This window comes from Alkaliphilus sp. B6464 (assembly GCF_018141165.1).
In the GTDB taxonomy this organism is placed as follows: domain Bacteria; phylum Bacillota; class Clostridia; order Peptostreptococcales; family Natronincolaceae; genus Alkaliphilus_B.
The window spans coordinates 226,942-245,402 of sequence record NZ_CP058557.1; the positions used below are offsets into that span (position 1 = coordinate 226,942).

12 protein-coding genes are annotated in these 18,461 nt (G+C 31.6%); 3 read left to right on the top strand and 9 right to left on the bottom strand.

Annotated features, from left to right (window positions below):
* Positions 1-16: 16 nt before the first annotated feature.
* The 3 genes from HYG84_RS01070 to ytaF form a co-directional block, all read right to left on the bottom strand.
* On the bottom strand, positions 17-997 hold the full coding sequence (locus HYG84_RS01070) for a GHMP family kinase ATP-binding protein (RefSeq protein ID WP_212379933.1): 981 nt from the start codon (positions 995-997) through the stop codon (positions 17-19).
* 369 nt (positions 998-1,366) lie between these two features.
* Positions 1,367-2,443 (bottom strand): LCP family protein, encoded by a 1,077-nt coding sequence (locus HYG84_RS01075; protein ID WP_212379935.1) that lies wholly within the window; start codon positions 2,441-2,443, stop codon positions 1,367-1,369.
* A 111-nt stretch (positions 2,444-2,554) separates the two neighbouring features.
* The gene (gene ytaF, locus HYG84_RS01080; RefSeq protein ID WP_249168687.1) at positions 2,555-3,199 is read right to left on the bottom strand and encodes a sporulation membrane protein YtaF; all 645 of its coding nucleotides are present in this window, start codon (positions 3,197-3,199) and stop codon (positions 2,555-2,557) included.
* Between the two features lie 435 nt (positions 3,200-3,634).
* Between ytaF and HYG84_RS01085 the strand changes: the two genes are divergently transcribed.
* Positions 3,635-4,267, top strand: a complete 633-nt coding sequence (locus HYG84_RS01085) for a cupin domain-containing protein (protein WP_212379937.1) — start codon at positions 3,635-3,637, stop codon at positions 4,265-4,267.
* 170 nt (positions 4,268-4,437) lie between these two features.
* Here the strand turns inward: HYG84_RS01085 and HYG84_RS01090 are convergent, their stop codons facing one another.
* From HYG84_RS01090 to HYG84_RS01100, 3 genes are all read right to left on the bottom strand, one after another.
* Positions 4,438-5,475 (bottom strand): DmpA family aminopeptidase, encoded by a 1,038-nt coding sequence (locus HYG84_RS01090; protein ID WP_212379939.1) that lies wholly within the window; start codon positions 5,473-5,475, stop codon positions 4,438-4,440.
* Between the two features lie 283 nt (positions 5,476-5,758).
* Positions 5,759-5,863 (bottom strand): hypothetical protein, encoded by a 105-nt coding sequence (locus tag HYG84_RS20715; protein WP_334301085.1) that lies wholly within the window; start codon positions 5,861-5,863, stop codon positions 5,759-5,761.
* A 204-nt stretch (positions 5,864-6,067) separates the two neighbouring features.
* On the bottom strand, positions 6,068-6,664 hold the full coding sequence (locus tag HYG84_RS01100; protein WP_212379941.1) for a TetR/AcrR family transcriptional regulator C-terminal domain-containing protein: 597 nt from the start codon (positions 6,662-6,664) through the stop codon (positions 6,068-6,070).
* A 200-nt stretch (positions 6,665-6,864) separates the two neighbouring features.
* Between HYG84_RS01100 and HYG84_RS01105 the strand changes: the two genes are divergently transcribed.
* Entirely contained in the window at positions 6,865-9,342 is a 2,478-nt protein-coding gene (locus HYG84_RS01105; RefSeq protein WP_212379943.1) for an efflux RND transporter permease subunit, read from the top strand.
* Positions 9,323-12,793, top strand: a complete 3,471-nt coding sequence (locus tag HYG84_RS01110; RefSeq protein ID WP_212379945.1) for a GLUG motif-containing protein — start codon at positions 9,323-9,325, stop codon at positions 12,791-12,793. The genes HYG84_RS01105 and HYG84_RS01110 overlap by 20 nt, the downstream gene beginning before the upstream one ends.
* 325 nt (positions 12,794-13,118) lie before the next feature.
* Here the strand turns inward: HYG84_RS01110 and HYG84_RS01115 are convergent, their stop codons facing one another.
* Genes HYG84_RS01115 through HYG84_RS01125 form a run of 3 tightly spaced genes read right to left on the bottom strand, consistent with a single transcriptional unit; the run spans position 13,119 to position 18,421 of the window.
* Positions 13,119-15,062, bottom strand: coding sequence for a vWA domain-containing protein (locus HYG84_RS01115; protein ID WP_212379947.1), 1,944 nt, complete (start codon positions 15,060-15,062; stop codon positions 13,119-13,121).
* 15 nt (positions 15,063-15,077) lie between these two features.
* Positions 15,078-16,313 carry a hypothetical protein gene (locus HYG84_RS01120; RefSeq protein WP_212379949.1) on the bottom strand — a complete coding sequence of 412 codons (1,236 nt, stop codon included), beginning with the start codon at positions 16,311-16,313 and terminating at the stop codon, positions 15,078-15,080.
* Positions 16,310-18,421, bottom strand: coding sequence for a hypothetical protein (locus HYG84_RS01125; protein ID WP_212379951.1), 2,112 nt, complete (start codon positions 18,419-18,421; stop codon positions 16,310-16,312). Before HYG84_RS01125 ends, HYG84_RS01120 begins: the two co-directional genes overlap by 4 nt.
* Positions 18,422-18,461 lie beyond the last annotated feature (40 nt).

The following is an 18,461-nucleotide window of genomic DNA, read 5'->3' on the forward strand; positions in this document are numbered from 1 at the left end:
TATATTAGATCAATTACTAACTCTCTGAATTGAAAATAATTTTGCTGCCATAAGGTTCAAATTTAAATGGCAATATTTTGGAAATTTTACTAATTTCTCTTATAAAGATTTCTCTGTTTTTTGGGGGCACATAAAAGAGAATGAACCCACCACCACCAGCGCCTAAAAGCTTTCCACCTATAGCACCATTCTCTAGCCCTTTACTATATAGAAGGTCAATTTTGGGGTTAGTAATACTGTCAACAAGCTGTTTTTTATAATTCCAAGCAGTATTTAAATAGTTTCCAAAATCATCATATTGATTTTGCTCTAGCATTTCCGCCACTTGTAAAGGCATTAGAGACATCTCTTTAAGATGCTCAAAGTTAACATCAATTTTAGTATTTTGTTCTTGTAAAATAGTTGAAGACCTTCGGGTAATACCCGTATAAACAAGATATAGACATGATTCTAAATTTGAAAGACTTACTTCATCTAGAGTAATAGGAGTAACTTCAACAGTTTCATCAGAGTTAAAGGTATATATTTTAAAACCTCCAAAAGATGTAGCATATTGATCTTGTTTACCAATTGGCTTACCTAATACATCAATCTCTAGTCTACATGCTTCTTTTGCTAAAAAATCTAAAGGCTTAGGATCATTTTTATAATGGTATAATGCATTTAATAAACCGACTATTAATGAGCTAGAAGAACCCAAACCACTTCCTTTAGTATGAATATCAGAAAGTATAGTAACCTCAACTCCTTTGTCAATGCCAACTGACTTCATAGATTCTTTGATATATTCATTTTTAATATCATTAATATTTTTGACTATCTCTTTTTTAGAATAGTTTAGTATTACTTCATTACCATAAGATTTTTTAATAATTACAAAAATATATTTATTAATTGTTGTACTAAGAACTCTTCCACTAATTTTTTTATAAAATGAAGGTAAGTCCGTTCCTCCACCTACAAAACTGATTCTAAGTGGTGTTTTAGATATTATCATTTTTTTCACTTCCTATAGCAATTTATTATTTGTCTACATTTATCAGATGACTTACAATTTCAAATCTCCTACTTCTTTAAGTGGGAGTAAGAACTTCATCTGGACTGAGTCTTAATTTATATAAACATATCTAACAATTATCTTATTATGAGTATTAAAGGACATAGTGCCTTCTTGCAGTACAATATATGCAAGAGCATATTGACATGTGAAGAGCAGATTATAATTAATAAATTCATATAAAAAAAGCGTCGGCATTCTGTTTCCAAAATACCGACGCTATTCTTTAGTTTTTCATATCGCGTTGACGCTTATTAGGATCAAAACACGAAGCCCTTCTTTTAAATAAAGGATTTGAATTCAAAAAATTTATTTTCCATTAATAATATCCAAATCCTTCGCCTCAATATCTATTTTATACGGATTTATGGTCTTATTAACAAGTTCAACAATTGCATCTTCATCAAGATATTCATAATACATTGGAAGCCCACTGGTACCGCTGGTGGGCATTGTATATGTTGAAAGTGCGTCTGTTCCCCTGATTTTATTCAGCTGATCAGCAAACCATAGCATATTTTCGGATTTAATATCGCTATATACATTCTCATTGAATATGCCTATAAATTCAGAAATCTTCAATATATTTGCAGGGCTCAATAATTTAGTAAGCATAGCCTTAATTACAGCCTGTTGATTTTCTATACGCTGATAATCACTAATAATATTGCGACCATTATTGCCTTTTCTATAACGTGCAAACTTTAGGGCATTTTTACCATCAAGAATTTGTTCGCCTTCCTTTATGTTAATATGTAAATCTTGGTATGGGTCGTCATACTTCATATCTAGTGGTACGTAAACATCTACTCCGCCAACAGCATCTACTATTTTAACAAATGCGTCAAGATCAATACAAACATAAAAATCAGGAACAAATCCTACAATAGTTTTAACCTCTCTTTTCAACTGATTGATTCCGCCATCTTTTCCATCGCCATATATAGTGCCGGCCGGATATGCGGCGTTAATTTTCTTAATCTTACGCTTAACATTTACCAAGCTATCGCGTGGAATGCTGATAATGTTTGCCTCATTATTAATCCCATCATAAGAAGCAACCATAATCGTATCCGTATTAATGCCTCCGTCCAAGCCCACAATTAGAAAAGTATAAAATTCCTCTTTTCTGTCATCGGCTGTAAAACCTTCGGGAGCACGCAAACCATTACCTATTAACATATCTTCTGATTCGCCGTCTGGAGGGAGAAATGCAATATCCTCTAAATTCGGAATACTGGGAGGTTTTACTATACTCTTGAAAATCAATACGCCAGAAAAAATCAAGACAGTAAAAACAGCCATTGATATAAACAAAGTCTTTATAAAAATCGATGCTTTGGTGTTGGATTTTTTGCTCTTTTTCCTAAGTTTATTATTATTCATTTGATTTTAGCTCCTTTATTAAACAAAAAAGAACAGGGTTCGACCCTATTCCTGAATAATTATATTATATTTCTTGAAAAGTTGCAAGAAAAATCCGAAATATATCCGTTATCAAAATAGTTTTAAAAATGCCAAAATAATTAAAAGAACGCCACTTAGCCAAGATAAATTAAAGGATAATTTTCGAGCAATTTTATTTCCTATATAGCACCCTAATATAATGGCAGCGGCATCGGTAACAAGTGAACATAAAAAGACCGCTAAAGCGTTTATATTCCCAAGTGCTGCCCCAAATCCAATCGCCATACCATCTAATGACAATGCGATTGCAAGGGAAGAGGCTTCAATTGGTGAAATTACTTTTGAAGCATCCACATCAGCTTCTTCCGGATTGGCATATAAATTTAGAATAAATTTAAAATTAAACATTGAGAATTCTATTTCTTTGTCCAAATGGTTATGCTTTCTGATAATTGATTTTGTAACACTGTCTAATAGCTTTACAACACCTAATGTAAACAAAATTATAAAACAAATTGCTAACGTAAGCCATGAAGGAATGTACTGTTTAAGCACAGTACCAACTAAAAGCGATATTCCTAAAATAGAACTACATATAATGTTAATGATTTGAACAGATAGCATGGGTATTTTAATTTTATTGCTTCCATAAGCAAAACCTGATACAAATGCATCCATAGATAATGCCGAAGCAAGCATAATTGCTTCTAAAATTGTAATGAGTGAAAATTGCAATTGAAACACGCTCCCTAATAAGTTTTATTTTATTATATTCTGAATAGGTAGACCTTGTTACAAATAGCAAACAAAAATCCTTCCTCATAGGCATCTGTTGGTATGTTAGCAACAGTTCTAACTACAGCGAATATTTTAACCTGTATCAGGTTTTCAATAAACTTTTTCCTATCTCATCATCTAGAAAGAGGATAAATACAAAATGAAATCTATTTAAATATGTCTATTAAAAATATTTGCGGCTTTTAAATAAGATAAACAATAAAAAAATCTCCCGTTTTCATAAAGAATTTAGGAGATTATAAATGACTAATCATTATATAATTTTGATTTGTTTTAATACAGCAAATATGTTTTATAATGCATGAATTAGAGCACATTCTCCAAACATATAGCATATGATAATTTTATAAGCCTATGAAAGGAATGAGCAATATGTATAATGTTTATAATCCATATCCATATCCTTATTTTATTAACAATACACCAATGTATACCTTAGATAATATGTATAGTGTTTATAACACATATTCATGTCCTTACTACCTTAATGCACCAATGTATAACACAGAATTTTCGAAACAGTTTTCTAATCAGTATCCTTATATTGTTGATGAATTTGGTTTTTTACAACCAATAAATGATGATGCTCTAATTGAATTAAGGGATTATGGGCCAGAACCATTTGTGGTTAATATTGAGAAGGCTACTAAACAAAATAATACTTTTCGTACTGCTTTATGGACCGGAAACCATTTACAAGTTACCTTGATGAGCATCAATATTGGTGAAGACATAGGTTTAGAAGTTCATCCTACAGTTGACCAATTCATACGTATTGAAGAAGGTCAAGGACTTATTAAAATGGGGGATAGTAAATGTAACTTGGATTTTCAAAGAAAAGTATGTGATGACTTTGCGATCATGATACCTGCTGGTAAATGGCACAATCTAATCAATACAGGTAATAAACCTCTTAAATTGTACTCTATCTATGCGCCACCTGCACATCCACATGGTACAGTTCATCAAACTAAAGAAGATGCCGAAAGGGAGCACGGACACTAAATATAACGAAGCTTTCCTTTGGAAGATCTAATGCTCTGTAAAAGCAGCCCTCTAAGATAAGTTGAAATGTCATAGAGGGCTATTTCAATAATATGCAATCTGTGCTAAGTTTAAAGTATAAAGACAAGGTTTAATCGCTCCCGTCAGTGTTCCTATCTATGGTAAACATTTTACTCTATATAACTACTTAAAACTTCTAATGTATTGTTATTTCTTCCTATTACCTTGCCACAAGTAATCATAGAATTTAATACTGCTTCTTCCTCGCACTCGGCAACAGCTCTAAAAACTATATCGATCTTATCTTCTTTTAAAATTTTGATATTAACTATATCTGGATCATCATCCTTTAAAATATTTCCAGTAGAAAAAGCAATCATAACTTCACCACTTCCATGTCCAATAAAGGAACCCAGCCTTGCTAAACCAACTCCTGCTCTTTTACATACTCTTTTTAACTGTCTACTGCTTAACGGTAAATCAGTTGCTATTATTGATATAATAGAACCTTTATCAACTAAACTTTCATTATTTAACCTTTCAGAAATTTTTCTGCCTATTTTATTTCCATCAATTACAAGGTCTTCCAATCGTCCATGATTAGATAAAACCAATACTCCCACTGTATATGTATTATTATCTATGGTGATTACACGTGAAGCAGATCCTATTCCCCCTTTGAGATAATGGCACCTCATACCTTTACCAGCCCCTACATCCCCCTCTAGGAAATCTGTAGACGCATCCTCAATAGCTTTATAAACATGTTTTTTACCCACTGCCCTCGTCTGTATATTATTAAGGTAACTATCATTACATTCACATACTATAGGATTTATAGATTCTAATTTAATATTATCATTTTTGCATTGTTCTATCATGTAATCTACTACCGCATCATGTACTAATCCAACATTTAGAGTATTTGTAAGGGCAATAATAGACTCTAAGGTACCTAATTCCTCTATTTGTACAAGTCCCATTGTTTTGCCAAATCCATTTAAAACATAGGATGCTGCAACAAGTTTATTTTTAAAAATATTATCTTCCATTGGAAGAATTACTGTTATACCAGTTTTATTCTCATTTGTATCTATTGTACAATGACCTACTTTAATACCCTTTACATCAGTTATTTTATTTAAATTTCCAGTTGGTAGATCTCCTATAATTATTCCATAATCTCTAATTCTTTTTTGCTTTTTCAATTAAATCTCACCCTTTCTATACTTATCTATACTACTATAGCAAGTTTTATTATAACTTGAAAGTAAAGTTATAATAAGACCTTAGCTTGTAGGAGTATATAACACACTTTACAATATAATTAGACAATAGTTCTTTCTTAGCTTGCTTTAATTCTTCTTGAGAAAACTTTTCCGATAGTTCCGGATTATCAAATATTTTATCAATCTCTGCCTGCAAATCTATTAAGTATACTTTGTGAATATAGAATTTAATCTTATTCTCTTCCTTTCCGCAAATGTTTTATTACTTCGTAAGTAGAACTACGACTTCAACATGACTCGTATGCGGAAACCTATCCATTGGTTGCACTTTTTCCACATTATATCTTCTCTTATTTAAATAGTCCAAATCTCTTACTAATGTAGCTGGGTTACAAGAAACATAAACTATTCTTTTAGGCTACATGTTAATTTAAAAATGGGTATTGCAGTACTTTTATCGAAAACATACTTCATTATAATACTCAGTATTGTATGGTAGATCCTATGGCTAGCAGACCATACTCCTACATCTTCATCAATTTTCTGAATAGAGATGGGTGCGCTAGATCAATCATTCTTCAAAAATCACGTTTTGGTCGATTAAAATACTAAAAAACCTGTGAACTTCCTCTTTCGTATATATTTCTCCATGCTGTAGCCACCATCTTCCCACAGTAATGATTGTATTGGCATAAACGGTGGCAAGAAGCTCTGTAGGTAGTTTATACTTACTTCCATCTTCCATTGATCCCTTTAGTTTTAATAAAATCTGTTCTGCAATGTATTCATGCATATTTATAAAGAATATACTATTTGCATTAGTATTATTTATTTTTCTATAAATTTCTAGTTCTTCTGAAAGATAGGTTATTAGATTTCCTAAGAACAAATTCATATACTTCTCATAATCATCGGATTTTAAATCAGGATTTGTAAACTCTGGATCTAATTCTAATTGTAATTGTTTCCAATCGTAATTAAGTAAATCATATTTATCATAAAAATAATTATAGAAAGTTCCACGAGAAATCATGGCTTTATCGCATAGTTCTTGAATAGATATATTCTCAAAGGCCTTTGTCTTTAATAAATCCTTCAATGCTTGTCTTAAATTTTTCAATGTTCGCTTAGTAGCGATTGTCGTTTCAGTACTATCAACATATTTCATATTTACCTCCAATATGACATATTTTATTTTTTGTATAATTTTAAACATAGGTCAAACTCTGTTTCTTGTAATATATTTATCCTTACTGTATCATGATTATAACATATATTTAGACAGTTGTATATTTTTATACAACTGTCTAAACTATACAATCCCTTTCTTTTTATAATAAATAAAATTTAGTAGAGGAGGAATTTGAAATGGATACAGCAGAAAATAAAAAAACATTTTGGGAAAACATGGCAACTTTTATTGTAGATAAACGCAATGGATTTTTCTTACTTTTTATTGGTTTGATAATTTTTTGCGTATTTTCTTCTCAATGGGTATTTGTAAATAATAATCTAACAGACTATTTACCTGAAAATACAGAAACTCGAAAGGGACTTACCTTAATGGAGAATGAGTTTATTACCTATGCTGCAGCAAAAATTATGGTAAGCAATATTACATATGAAGAAGCTGAAAATATTGCCGTACAATTGGAAAATATAGAAGGTGTTTCCTCCGTATTATTCGAGAACAATGATAAGCATTTCCGTTCTGCTTCTGCCTTATTTGAGATTACATTTTCGGGAGAAGTATCTGATGAAATTAGTGTAGAAGCTATGGAAAAAATAAGGGATACGCTTTCAAAATATGATTTATATATATCTACAGAAGTAGGGTCTAGTTCTGCAGATATTCTTAATAAAGAGATGGAAGTAGTTATGATAATAGCTGTAATAATTATAGTCAGCGTACTACTATTTACATCCAAGACTTATTTGGAGATTCCCGTACTTTTGATTACCTTTGGTGCAGCTGCTTTACTGAATATGGGAACCAATTTCCTTTTAGGAGAGATCTCCTTTGTAAGCGACTCTATTGCTGTAGTTCTACAGCTTGCCCTAGCTATTGACTATGCTATTATTCTATGTCATCGCTATACTGAGGAACGAGCTTTTCAAGAACCTAGAGAGGCAGTCATAGCCGCTTTAAGTAAAGCTATTCCTGAAATATCTGCCAGTAGTTTAACCACCATATCTGGCCTGTTAGCATTGATGCTTATGCAGTTTAAAATTGGATTTGATATGGGAATAGTTCTAATAAAATCAATAATATGGAGTTTGTTCTCGGTATTTACCCTTATGCCAGGATTGCTTATGATATTTAGTAAAGGAATTGATAAAACCGCCCATAGAAGTTTTATACCTGATATTACGTCCTTTAGCCGTATAGTAGTCAAAACTCGGTATATAATCCCTCCTATTTTCATAATAGTATTGATTTTAGGATTTCATTTTTCTAATAAATCTAATTATGTATATGGATATAGTACACTAACTACTAGGAAACAAAATGAGGAACAGATTGCAGAGAAGATGATTAAAGATACTTTTATAAAAAATAATTTCATGGCTTTATTAGTTCCTACTGGAGATTATGAGAAAGAGGGCAAATTGATTGCAGAGTTGGAATCATTGGAAATTACAGATTCCGCAGTAGGTCTTGCAAATATAAAAGCTGTGGAAGATTATGTTCTAACTGATACTCTCACGTCTCGTCAGTTTGCTGAGCTGGCAGATTTAGATATTAAGGTAGCACGTTTATTATATAGTGCCTATGCAGTACATGAAGAATCCTATGGGAAAATAGTAAATGGTTTAGATAGTTATGCTGTACCCCTTATAGATATGTTTCTTTTCTTACATGAGGAAAAAGTTGCAGGATATGTGACCTTAGATGAGGAGTTAGAAGAAAAACTAGATAATATGTATACTCAGCTTAAAGATGCACAACTCCAGTTACAAGGAAAAAACTATACAAGATTACTTATAAATACTAATATACCTGAGGAGGGTGAAGAAACCTTTAAATGGTTAAATGAAATTCATAAAATAGCATTTAAATACTACCCAAAAGATATTTATCTAGTTGGAGAATCTACTAATAATTATGATTTGTCTAGTTCCTTCACCCGTGATAATACCATTATTGGCATTACCTCTGCTATTTTTGTCATGATTGTACTCTTATTTACATTTCAATCAGCAGGTTTACCAGTATTATTAATGCTTATAATTCAAGGAAGTATTTGGATTAGTTTTTCTATTCCAGCTTTAAATAATGTAAATATATTTTTTATGAGTTATCTAATAGTCAGCTCTATCCAAATGGGTGCAAATATAGACTATGCTATTGTTATAACTAGTCGCTACCAAGAACTAAAACAGACTATGCCACCTTCAGATGCTATGGTAGAAGCCTTAAATCGAGCTTTTCCTACTTTGATTACATCTGGAAGTATATTGGCTTCAGCTGGTCTTTTAATTGGATATCTTTCCTCTGAACCTTCTATTTCCTCTATTGGAAGTTCTCTAGGTCGTGGAACAATTATATCTATGATTTTAGTCATGGGGGTATTACCTCAAATTTTATTATTAGGTGATACTATTATCGATAAAACTGGATTTAAACTCAAAGGCTTCTCACATACACAAAGCCATAAGGGACATCTTAAAGTTGATGGTCATGTTCGTGGATATGTATCTGGTATGATAGATGCAAAAATTCATGGTACAGTTATCGGAGATGTGAATGCCCTAGTAGAAGTTGGCGCTATAAAACAAATAGATTCTGAGACTTTATCTAGTTCACAAAGAAAGGAGGAAGACTATGATGAAGAAATCAAATAAATTATCTAACAGTATTCTATCGATTATACTCTGCACCACCTTATTGGTAACTAATTTAGACCTATCTTTTGCTGTATCCAATACTGTTTATATAGATTCTGCAGAAGATTTATTGGAATTTAGTCAGAATGCATCTCTCGACACCTATTTCCAAGGTAAGACTGTTGTATTACGCTCAGATATTGACCTTTCAAATATAGAGTTCTCGCCAATACCTACTTTTGGTGGCATCTTTGATGGTCAAGGACATACTATCTCTGGTCTTTTAATATCTCAAAGTGGGTCTATCCAAGGATTATTTCGTTATTTACAAAAAGATGGAGTTATAAAAAACCTAAATATTTCTGGTAATATAACCCCTTCTGGAAGTCAAAATATTATAGGTGGCCTTGTTGGAAATAATAAAGGTAGTATTCAAAACTGTAATTTTAACGGAATAGTTAGCGGAAAAAATAATATAGGTGGATTAGTTGGTATAAATGAGGCAACTGGTACAATATCCAATTGTACATCTGAAGGAAAAGTAACTGGAGAACATTATACTGGCGGTATAGTCGGCCAAAATCTAGGTACTATTCTTAAATCCACCAATATGTCTGAAATCAATACTTCCGCCATAGAACCTACTTTAAATCTAGATGATATAAACTGGTCACAACTCAATTCAACTGAAAATATTAAAGCACATACTGATACAGGAGGTATAGCAGGTTTCTCATCTGGATTTCTTCAAGACTGTATCAATCGTGGTACTGTAGGATACAAGCATATGGGATACAATGTTGGTGGTGTTGTAGGGCGACAATCTGGGTATTTAAGCAATTGTCATAATTATAATACTGTACTAGGTCGTAAAGATGTTGGAGGTATCGTTGGACAGGTAGAGCCATATTTAATGCTTCATTTCTCTGAGGATACTCTACAAAAACTTGACCATGAACTAGATATTTTACAAAATCTTTTGAGTAGATCCTTTACAGATACTAGGTCCTCTTCCCTATCTGTCTCTTCTCAATTAGCTGATATAGTAAAATCAGTTGATGATACTAAAAATATTATGCAGATTTTATCTAGGGGAGCTACAGATTATATTGATAATATCACAGACACGGTGAATATAACCAGTAAACGTATTGCATATACCCTAGAAGAAATTATACCTATATTAGAGGATGGAGAAAAGCTTTCAATTATATTAAATACTGCAATAAATCATATAGAATCTGGATTTGACAATCTAGAAATCACATCTGATGATATGGCTTCTACAGTAAATGAAGCCAAGAAAGCTCTAAAAAATTTAAGGAGATCAGTAAATTTAGGAAAACAGGCTATCCATAAAATTAAAGATACTTTGCATAAATTACTAAATAATTTAGGGAATGAAGAAAATATAAAAAAGGTACTTCCAGAATTTGAGGAAGGTTTAGCTGAACTAGACCAATCCTTCATAGATAGTAGCAAGGCTATATCTGATATTTTAAAGGCACTAAAAGATTTAGATATTGATAATCCTGATTGGAATAGTCTATCACAAGAGTTAGAAGAATTATCTAATGCTTTAGCATCCATGTCAACAGCTCTATCTAAACTTAAAGAAAAGGCCTCTACTATATTTAGTAAGGCACTATTGGAAATTACAACAGATGTAAAAAATCATTTAAATAATATATTTAATGATATGTGGAATTCCTCTAGAAAGTTTGAACTGGCTATTAGAAATATTTATGATGCTCTTTCCAATCTAGAAACTACTTCTAGACAATCAGGCCGTGTATTTCGTGATTTTAGTCGTGGATTTAATAGCTTTGGAGATGCTTCTGAGACCATAACCACAATTGTAGTTTCTATCCAAGACTTATTACTTTCTCTAACATCTGAGCCTAATATTGAACTTCCAAATATAAGTAGCGAGTATCGACAATCTGGAGAAAACTTATTTGATAATATAGGGCATATATCCTCGCAAATAAATACAATGAATACTAAAATAAAAGATGCAAGCAGCCTTTTAGTCTCTGATATTGAAACTATTAGTAACCAAGTCTTTGCGATATTTGATCTTCTAATAATGTCCAAAGAAGATAGGCCTTCCTCTGATTTTATAGAAGATATATCTGATGAAAATACAGAAGATACTAATCTAGGTACAGTTTATAGAAATATAAATTTTGGTTCTGTCGATGGTGATATCAGTGTTGGAGGAATAGCTGGGTCTATTGCCATCGAATATGATTTAGACCCAGAAGATGATGTATTTAAAAAGGGAAATCCTTCCCTTAACTTTAAGTATCAAACTACTGCAGTTCTTAGAGAATGTATAAATCATGGTAAAGCAACTGTAAAAGAAAGCTATGCAGGAGGTATTGTAGGTCGTATGGACTTAGGTACAATTACAGGATGTGAAAACTATGGAGATGTGGAAAGTAAAAGTGGAGATTATGTAGGCGGTATTGCTGGAGCTTCTTACTCAACAATACGTAAATCTTTTGTACTGTCTTCCATTTCAGGTGAAAACTATGTAGGTGGTATTGCTGGATATGGAAAGAATATTTTAGATTCCTATACACTAATTCAATTGAAAAATGGAACTGAATGGATTGGCTCTATAGCAGGTGAAACCGAAGGAAAAGTTTCTAACAACTATTATGTCCATGATACACTTGCTGCCATTGATGGAATCAGTTATAGTGAAAAAGCTTCCCCTATTAGTTATAAGGAACTATTGAAGGTGGAAACATTACCAAAGGCTTTCTCTGAATTCTCCATAACTTTTATAGCTGATGGCAATATCATTGAAAAAGTGCCATTCCAATATGGAGATTCCTTTGATTTAAAATTATTGCCAACTATACCTAAAAAAGATGGCTATGATAGTCATTGGGAAGATTTTGACTTTAGCCGAATGACTTTTAATACTACAGTTGAAGCTATATATACTCCATTGGTAACTGTTTTATCTAGCAAGATTGTACGAGATAACGGTACTTTACCTTTATTATTGGCAGAAGGTCGTTTCCATAAAAATGCTGGGCTGAAAGTATTTCCTTTTGATATGAATACTGCCAAGTTTACAATGAAACATAATAAAATTTTAGAAGCTTGGACAGTTGAACTAGAAGGTCAAGAAGATGGACAGAAAGATGCAACCCTTAGACTACTTCTACCTGAAACAAAGGGAAATGTAACGGTATGGGAATCCACAGATAAAGGATGGGAAAAAGTGAATTCTTCTATTAATGGAAGTTATCTTGTCTTCTCTATGGATGGAAACTCTGGTACCTTCTGTATAGTAGAAAACACTTTCTCTTGGATTGGTACTATAGTAATTATCTGTATCCTACTGATAATACTTTTATTTATTAAAAAATCTAAGAGTCTTAAAATTAATAAAGAGATAAATGAATCTAGAAAGAATATAAATCTAAAAGATAGAGTTAAATCAAAATAAAAAAAGAGTCTATGATGCGTTAAAAAATTAATAGATAAAAAAACAATTAAATGCTCTTAATTTCTTTTGTGGAGCTAGTGTTTCTCAGTTGATAAGGATACATACATATCCGTAATGTATACAATAGGTGATCTTCTGCCATTAAACTCTGGTAAAGGAATAAAAGAAAGCTAAGTGATTTAGTTCTCCTTAGTTTTCTTTTTATAAAATATAATTTAAGACTAATAATTTTTTATATAGTTCGGCTTGCTATATTACTTATATAATTACGCAATATCCATTAGTTCTGCGTAATTGTTACTCCCCTAAAGCAACGCTTATCCAACTAATTGTTAAAAATAGATTGCATATTTTTTCCTACTGCTTTTAGCAGTTCTTTTGGCAGTTTTTCTACTTGTTCACCAATCATTACTCCGTGTGGCTGTTTATATCCTTCATTCCATACAAAGTTAAAAATTTTTTCATTTGTTTCGCTATTTTTTCCTATTTGAAATGCATAGACTTCAACATTTTTAGATAATAATTCTTGTACAGCTTCTTTTGCTGATCCTGGAAAACTTGATGCACCGTCTGTAATTTCGAAAACTATCTTTACTTGTTTTCCTTTTTTAAGTTCACTTTCCTGCAGGGACGTAATTCTATCGGATATTTCTCTAAGGCAGCTTGCATCGTCAGTTGCTCCATCTGTTGCATCTAGCTTTACGATTGAGCGGATTATGTCGCTTTTCTCTTTTTCTTTCACATTTTTATCGTTAAATTCTTTAACATTATAATACTTACTGCCAAAAAACCAGGTTTCACTTAAAACTTCTACTTTTTGATTTAATTGTTCTGCATTGCTTTTTAAATATCCATTAAAATCATCTATTGATAGCAAGGTCACTGCCAAAGCTTTTCTAGCCGCCTCAATTTTTGATGCATTCATTGATCCTGAATTATCTATCACAAAAGAAATCTCTATCCTTTCAGGTAATATATCTGCTTGAGTTTCTAATAAGTATCTATTGAAAATCGGAAGGTTCTTGTAATTCCCCTTTTTCTCAGCTTCTACAAAATCCGGATAAAAGTTAATAAAGCTATCGACATCTAGTTTCCCCTTTAATTGACCATCTTTTTTTACGCTCATTTCTTTTTTTGCGTCCCCTATCAGCTTTTTCCAAAATTGACGCATTTGTTCTCTTTCCAATTTCATTTTATTTGAATAAAATTGAAACAATTGTTGATCTGATTGGCTAATGCCATAAGACTCTAAATCTACCTTACCTTGTATAGTATTTTGTACGCTCTCACTTATTTGGTCTTGTTGATCCAGCATTTCTTCTAAAATCTTTTCCACCTCTTCTTGGGTAGATTCTAGTGAATCTGGTATATCATCTGCGTTTGACTGCTCAAAAGGATTTTCACTTCCTTTGACTTGCTCTTCTTTCTGTACTTTTGACTTATATAGCATCATTTCATCAATTTCTTGTTTCCATAATTGCTCAAAAGTTGGAAAGATGAAAGACTTAATAAATGGATCTCTCTCTATAATTCCTTGACCATTGTTTATCTGTCTAACTAATTGATACTGAACAAACTCGAAAAAAGGCTGATTAAAAATTTTTCTATCAAATGGGTTTTCAACACATTCTTCGATTTTAGGCTCTATTTTATATAATTCAATAATAAAAAAGCTGTTTGTAAAAGCTCTGTGTCTAGGCATTTGAGAAATTGACTCTATGGTCTTACCTGTTTTTTTCATATATGAAACAATTTTCTCGAAATTTTCTTTATCCCTATATATAGGACACATTTGCAAAACTCTTAGAAATGATGTCTGTTTATCCAATAGATGTAACAAATCAAAAATTTCTTTTCTTACATAATTAGAAATAACTTTTGGTTGATATGCAGGGTCTTTTTCCAAGCCTTCTTTTTTTATCCTAGCTAGAATATAGCTTGTCATGTGATCAATTTCTTTCTGCCAATCTTTTTTTCTGTTTAGATATTTTTTAGTTTGTTTTTTCCAATCAGGATATAAGGCTAGCTCATAATAGATATGCCACATGATTTGATTGTCATCTAACTTTCTATCCAAAAAACTTTCCAACGGTAAGTATAAGACTCCTCTGGAAGGATCTAATAAAAATCTTTGTAGTTTTGGATCAGGGATATAGATCAAACTAGAATCTCCTGTAAATGTGGCTAATGAGCGTTGTTCTTTCTGCAAAAACTCTTCGCAATGCTTTTTAGATTCTTCAATTAGTGTTTGTTCATCAAAGTCAAACATACTCATCCCCTCCTATTAATACAGTGGCAGATCCCACAAGTCTTTTGGTGTATCAATTCGATCAATGCGTAGCAGACTTAATTTACCTTCTATATCCATAAGTAAATATTTTGAAATATCTAATTTAAAAACATTTGTAAAAAAGATATCTTTAATCGTGGCCTCTTCATTTAAATACCAATTTTCAAAATTCTCTTCAAGTAAGTATATGATTCCATCTTCACTTAAAACTATAGCTGTGCCTTTTTTAGATTGAAGGTCAAACAAATTACCTTTTAAATCATTCAATTCTATTTCTATAGTTTTTGAATCTTTATATAAAGAAAATATCTTAAGCTGCCCTTTATTGCCTGTCACTATAATGGAATTCTTATTAGCATTTTCATCCTCTAAGCATCCAATTTGTCTTATTTCATCATTTATAAAATTAATTTCTTCTGTAATAGTAAATTGTCTGTTCTCATATTTGATAAAATATAATTTCCCCATCTTTGTTCCAACTACAAAATAATCGTCATTTATTTTTTCCAGTGCAGTCCAATGTGGAATAGTGCAATATATATCCTTATGAAAAACCAAACGATATTCATCATTTTCTTTTATTATTTCAAATAAATTTAACTTTTCATCTCCATTTTCCACTACAAATAAGCCATCTCTAATTGCTAAACATCTTCCAAATCCATTAAAATTATGATCTATTTGAATCCTCTGAACTTTAACCTCTCCATTAACATTAGGCAGCTTATCAAAATTATCGCTTGAAAGTAGATAGCATCCCTCTCTAACTCCCAAAAGCAAAATTTCTTTGTCATTCAATTTATACATAAATGAAATTGTCTCTTTTATTTCTTTAATAGGAGGACTCCACTCTCCTTCTATTTGATTATTATCAGAAAAATCATCTGCAATATCTATATAGAAGAATTGAACTTTTCTATCTATACTACTTGTAATAAAAAGATTTTTATTAATCCTCAATGTAGCTTGTAAAAAACTTTCAAAACCAAAAGCTCCCAATTGTTTTATCGGATTTATTTGCATTGAAGTCTTTTTGATATTGTTTGCATAAACTCGATAATAGGGAATTAAATCAGTCAATAACTCTTCTTCTACTTTTAAAAGTTTGGTTAATTGTTCTTTAAAACCATCATCTAAAATTCCACTTGCTTGGCATTCATTCAGCTTTTCTCTTAGATCTTTAACTTGACTCTTAAAATCCTTTCCGTCTACTGACAAATTTATTTTCATTTTTCTTCTCCATTATCTTCTAAGTATTCAAGGATATCTTTTGAATGCTCTAAATGAGATAATTGTTGGTCTAATTCTTGATATTTCTTTGCATCAATTCGCGATGATTCATTAATATTATCTTCAAAGTTTTCTCTTAGCCCTTTTGGCAAAGTTTTTCTTGGGGTTCCCTTTCCAAATATAAGATGAACTACATCTAAATAACTTAAAGTTTCTGTTAATGGGCGAACATAGTGATATGGACGAGTACGAATTTCATCATATGTTGTCGTTGATTCTCCTATGCCTTTTGTCTCAACATTCCATCCTTCTCCCGTAGGAAAAAATCCGAAACGTACTGCTTGCGATAGAATATAATTTTGGTCGTCAGGATAAGTAATTGAACTAATAAAACCATCCCATAAAGCCTTGGTCAAGTCTTTTTCTTCGCCTCGATTCCAATTATCTAAAACGTGCAAAATATTACGAATTGATAATACAGACTCCCTCAGTTCTAGTTCATCCATTCCAGAATCTTTTTGGGCCTCGTCATCTTTCCATTTGCCCATAAAAACATTTTGAGTAACCCTGCACAATTGCGAAAATCTAAACAATTCTTCTAATGTCCTTTTGGAATTAGGAAGATAGATATTTCCATTTTTATCAGCTAATCGTGCTATTATTATTCTAAAAAGTTCATTTTTTTCTGGAAACTCTTGATCTTCTAAGGAACCAATTGTCTTTTGAGGTACATAATTATACTCAATGGTTACGAAACGTGATTTAAATGCTGGATTTAACTCATTGGTTCCTTCATAATTAACCATTTGACTTGATAGGTTTCCTGTACCAATAAATCCAAATCCAGGCTTAATCAAAACAGGACCAACTCCTGTAATATAAGCTGTACTTCCTGCATGACGTTGTAAAATATCATTTAAAGCAATTAAGTTTTGCATGGCAATTGTATTTAATTCGTCTACAATTACAGGGCGACCTTCTTTTACTGCAATCAAAATTTCTCTTTCTATTTTTTTGATTTCGGTACCAAAAGCACTATTACTTGCTACCAATAAATCAGAAAAGCTTTTCCATATTTGAATCTTAAGCTGTAACTGCTCTTCATCAGTCATCTTCTCTAGTCTAGTTTTGTGCTCATCCATCCACTCATAAAAATCCTCTATAATCATATTCAGATAATCCGAATAAGATCCTTTGGAGAAACTTTGCTTGAGAGACAAAGTTTTCTCTACAAACATATCTTCATAAGTTAAATTGTGGGAGCCAGATATAAACAGTGGCTGTAAAGATTCTATTTCGTCTTTACTTCCATTAGTTAAAATATTTTTATAGTGAAGTTTTCTTTCTTCATTAAATTCTCCAAATTTTTGAATAGCATCTTTTTCTGTGACATTTGGCTTTCTCGAAAACCAATCTTCCATTTTATCTTCTAACTCTCTTTGTATTCTATTTTGAATAGTAAAATCTATGGCTGCTTCAGTTGCTAATTGTGTTTTTCCACTTCCTAAATGTCCTACAATATATACAGGAACACCTAAATTCAACGAATCTATTACTTTTTGTTTTGCTTTAACTACATAAGGTACAGTTACCAAACGCTGCTGATGTTGGGTTTCTATATCACTCATCAATTGACGTTTATAATAAAATTCCCATGCTTCTGGAGAATTTTCTAGAATTGTCTCTAACTCTTTTTCTAATTTTTTTATGCAATCAACTCTATATCTTGTAGCTGAATTACTCCCATAATGACTGTAATTATTACTCTCGCTATTGACCCTTCTTTCCCAACGAAGAAAGAACTTTTCATATTCAATTGAATTTTCAATTTCCTGTATCTTTTTTCCCTTGTTTGCTGTTTCTTCTTCCACATAAGCCTTATATTTTTCGTAATAAACATTATTTTTTTCAGAAGTATGAGGAATGTCATAATCTCTTTCTTCAAATTTTCGAAAAGCTTTAAAAAACGACCCTTGTTCTTCTACTTTTTTATTGTTCTCGTATTCCGATGATTTTAGGGCTTCCTTACATAAATCATCTTCATACCAACTTTGCATTTCTTCTATAGTAGGAATATAAGCTTGCTTAAGATTTATTTGTTGTTTCACAGAAGTTTCCTCCTTTGCATGATGTTCTATTATATTATTA

Excerpts from the sequence above, each read along its gene's own strand:
- HYG84_RS01110 (WP_212379945.1), top strand. The coding sequence starts at position 9,323 with ATGATGAAGAAATCAAATAAATTATCTAACAGTATTCTATCGATTATA.
- HYG84_RS01120 (WP_212379949.1), bottom strand. The coding sequence starts at position 16,313 with ATGAAAATAAATTTGTCAGTAGACGGAAAGGATTTTAAGAGTCAAGTT.
- HYG84_RS01070 (WP_212379933.1), bottom strand. The coding sequence starts at position 997 with ATGATAATATCTAAAACACCACTTAGAATCAGTTTTGTAGGTGGAGGA.
- HYG84_RS01115 (WP_212379947.1), bottom strand. The coding sequence starts at position 15,062 with ATGTTTGACTTTGATGAACAAACACTAATTGAAGAATCTAAAAAGCAT.
- HYG84_RS01105 (WP_212379943.1), top strand. The coding sequence starts at position 6,865 with ATGGATACAGCAGAAAATAAAAAAACATTTTGGGAAAACATGGCAACT.
- HYG84_RS01075 (WP_212379935.1), bottom strand. The coding sequence starts at position 2,443 with ATGAATAATAATAAACTTAGGAAAAAGAGCAAAAAATCCAACACCAAA.
- HYG84_RS01100 (WP_212379941.1), bottom strand. The coding sequence starts at position 6,664 with ATGAAATATGTTGATAGTACTGAAACGACAATCGCTACTAAGCGAACA.
- HYG84_RS01085 (WP_212379937.1), top strand. The coding sequence starts at position 3,635 with ATGTATAATGTTTATAATCCATATCCATATCCTTATTTTATTAACAAT.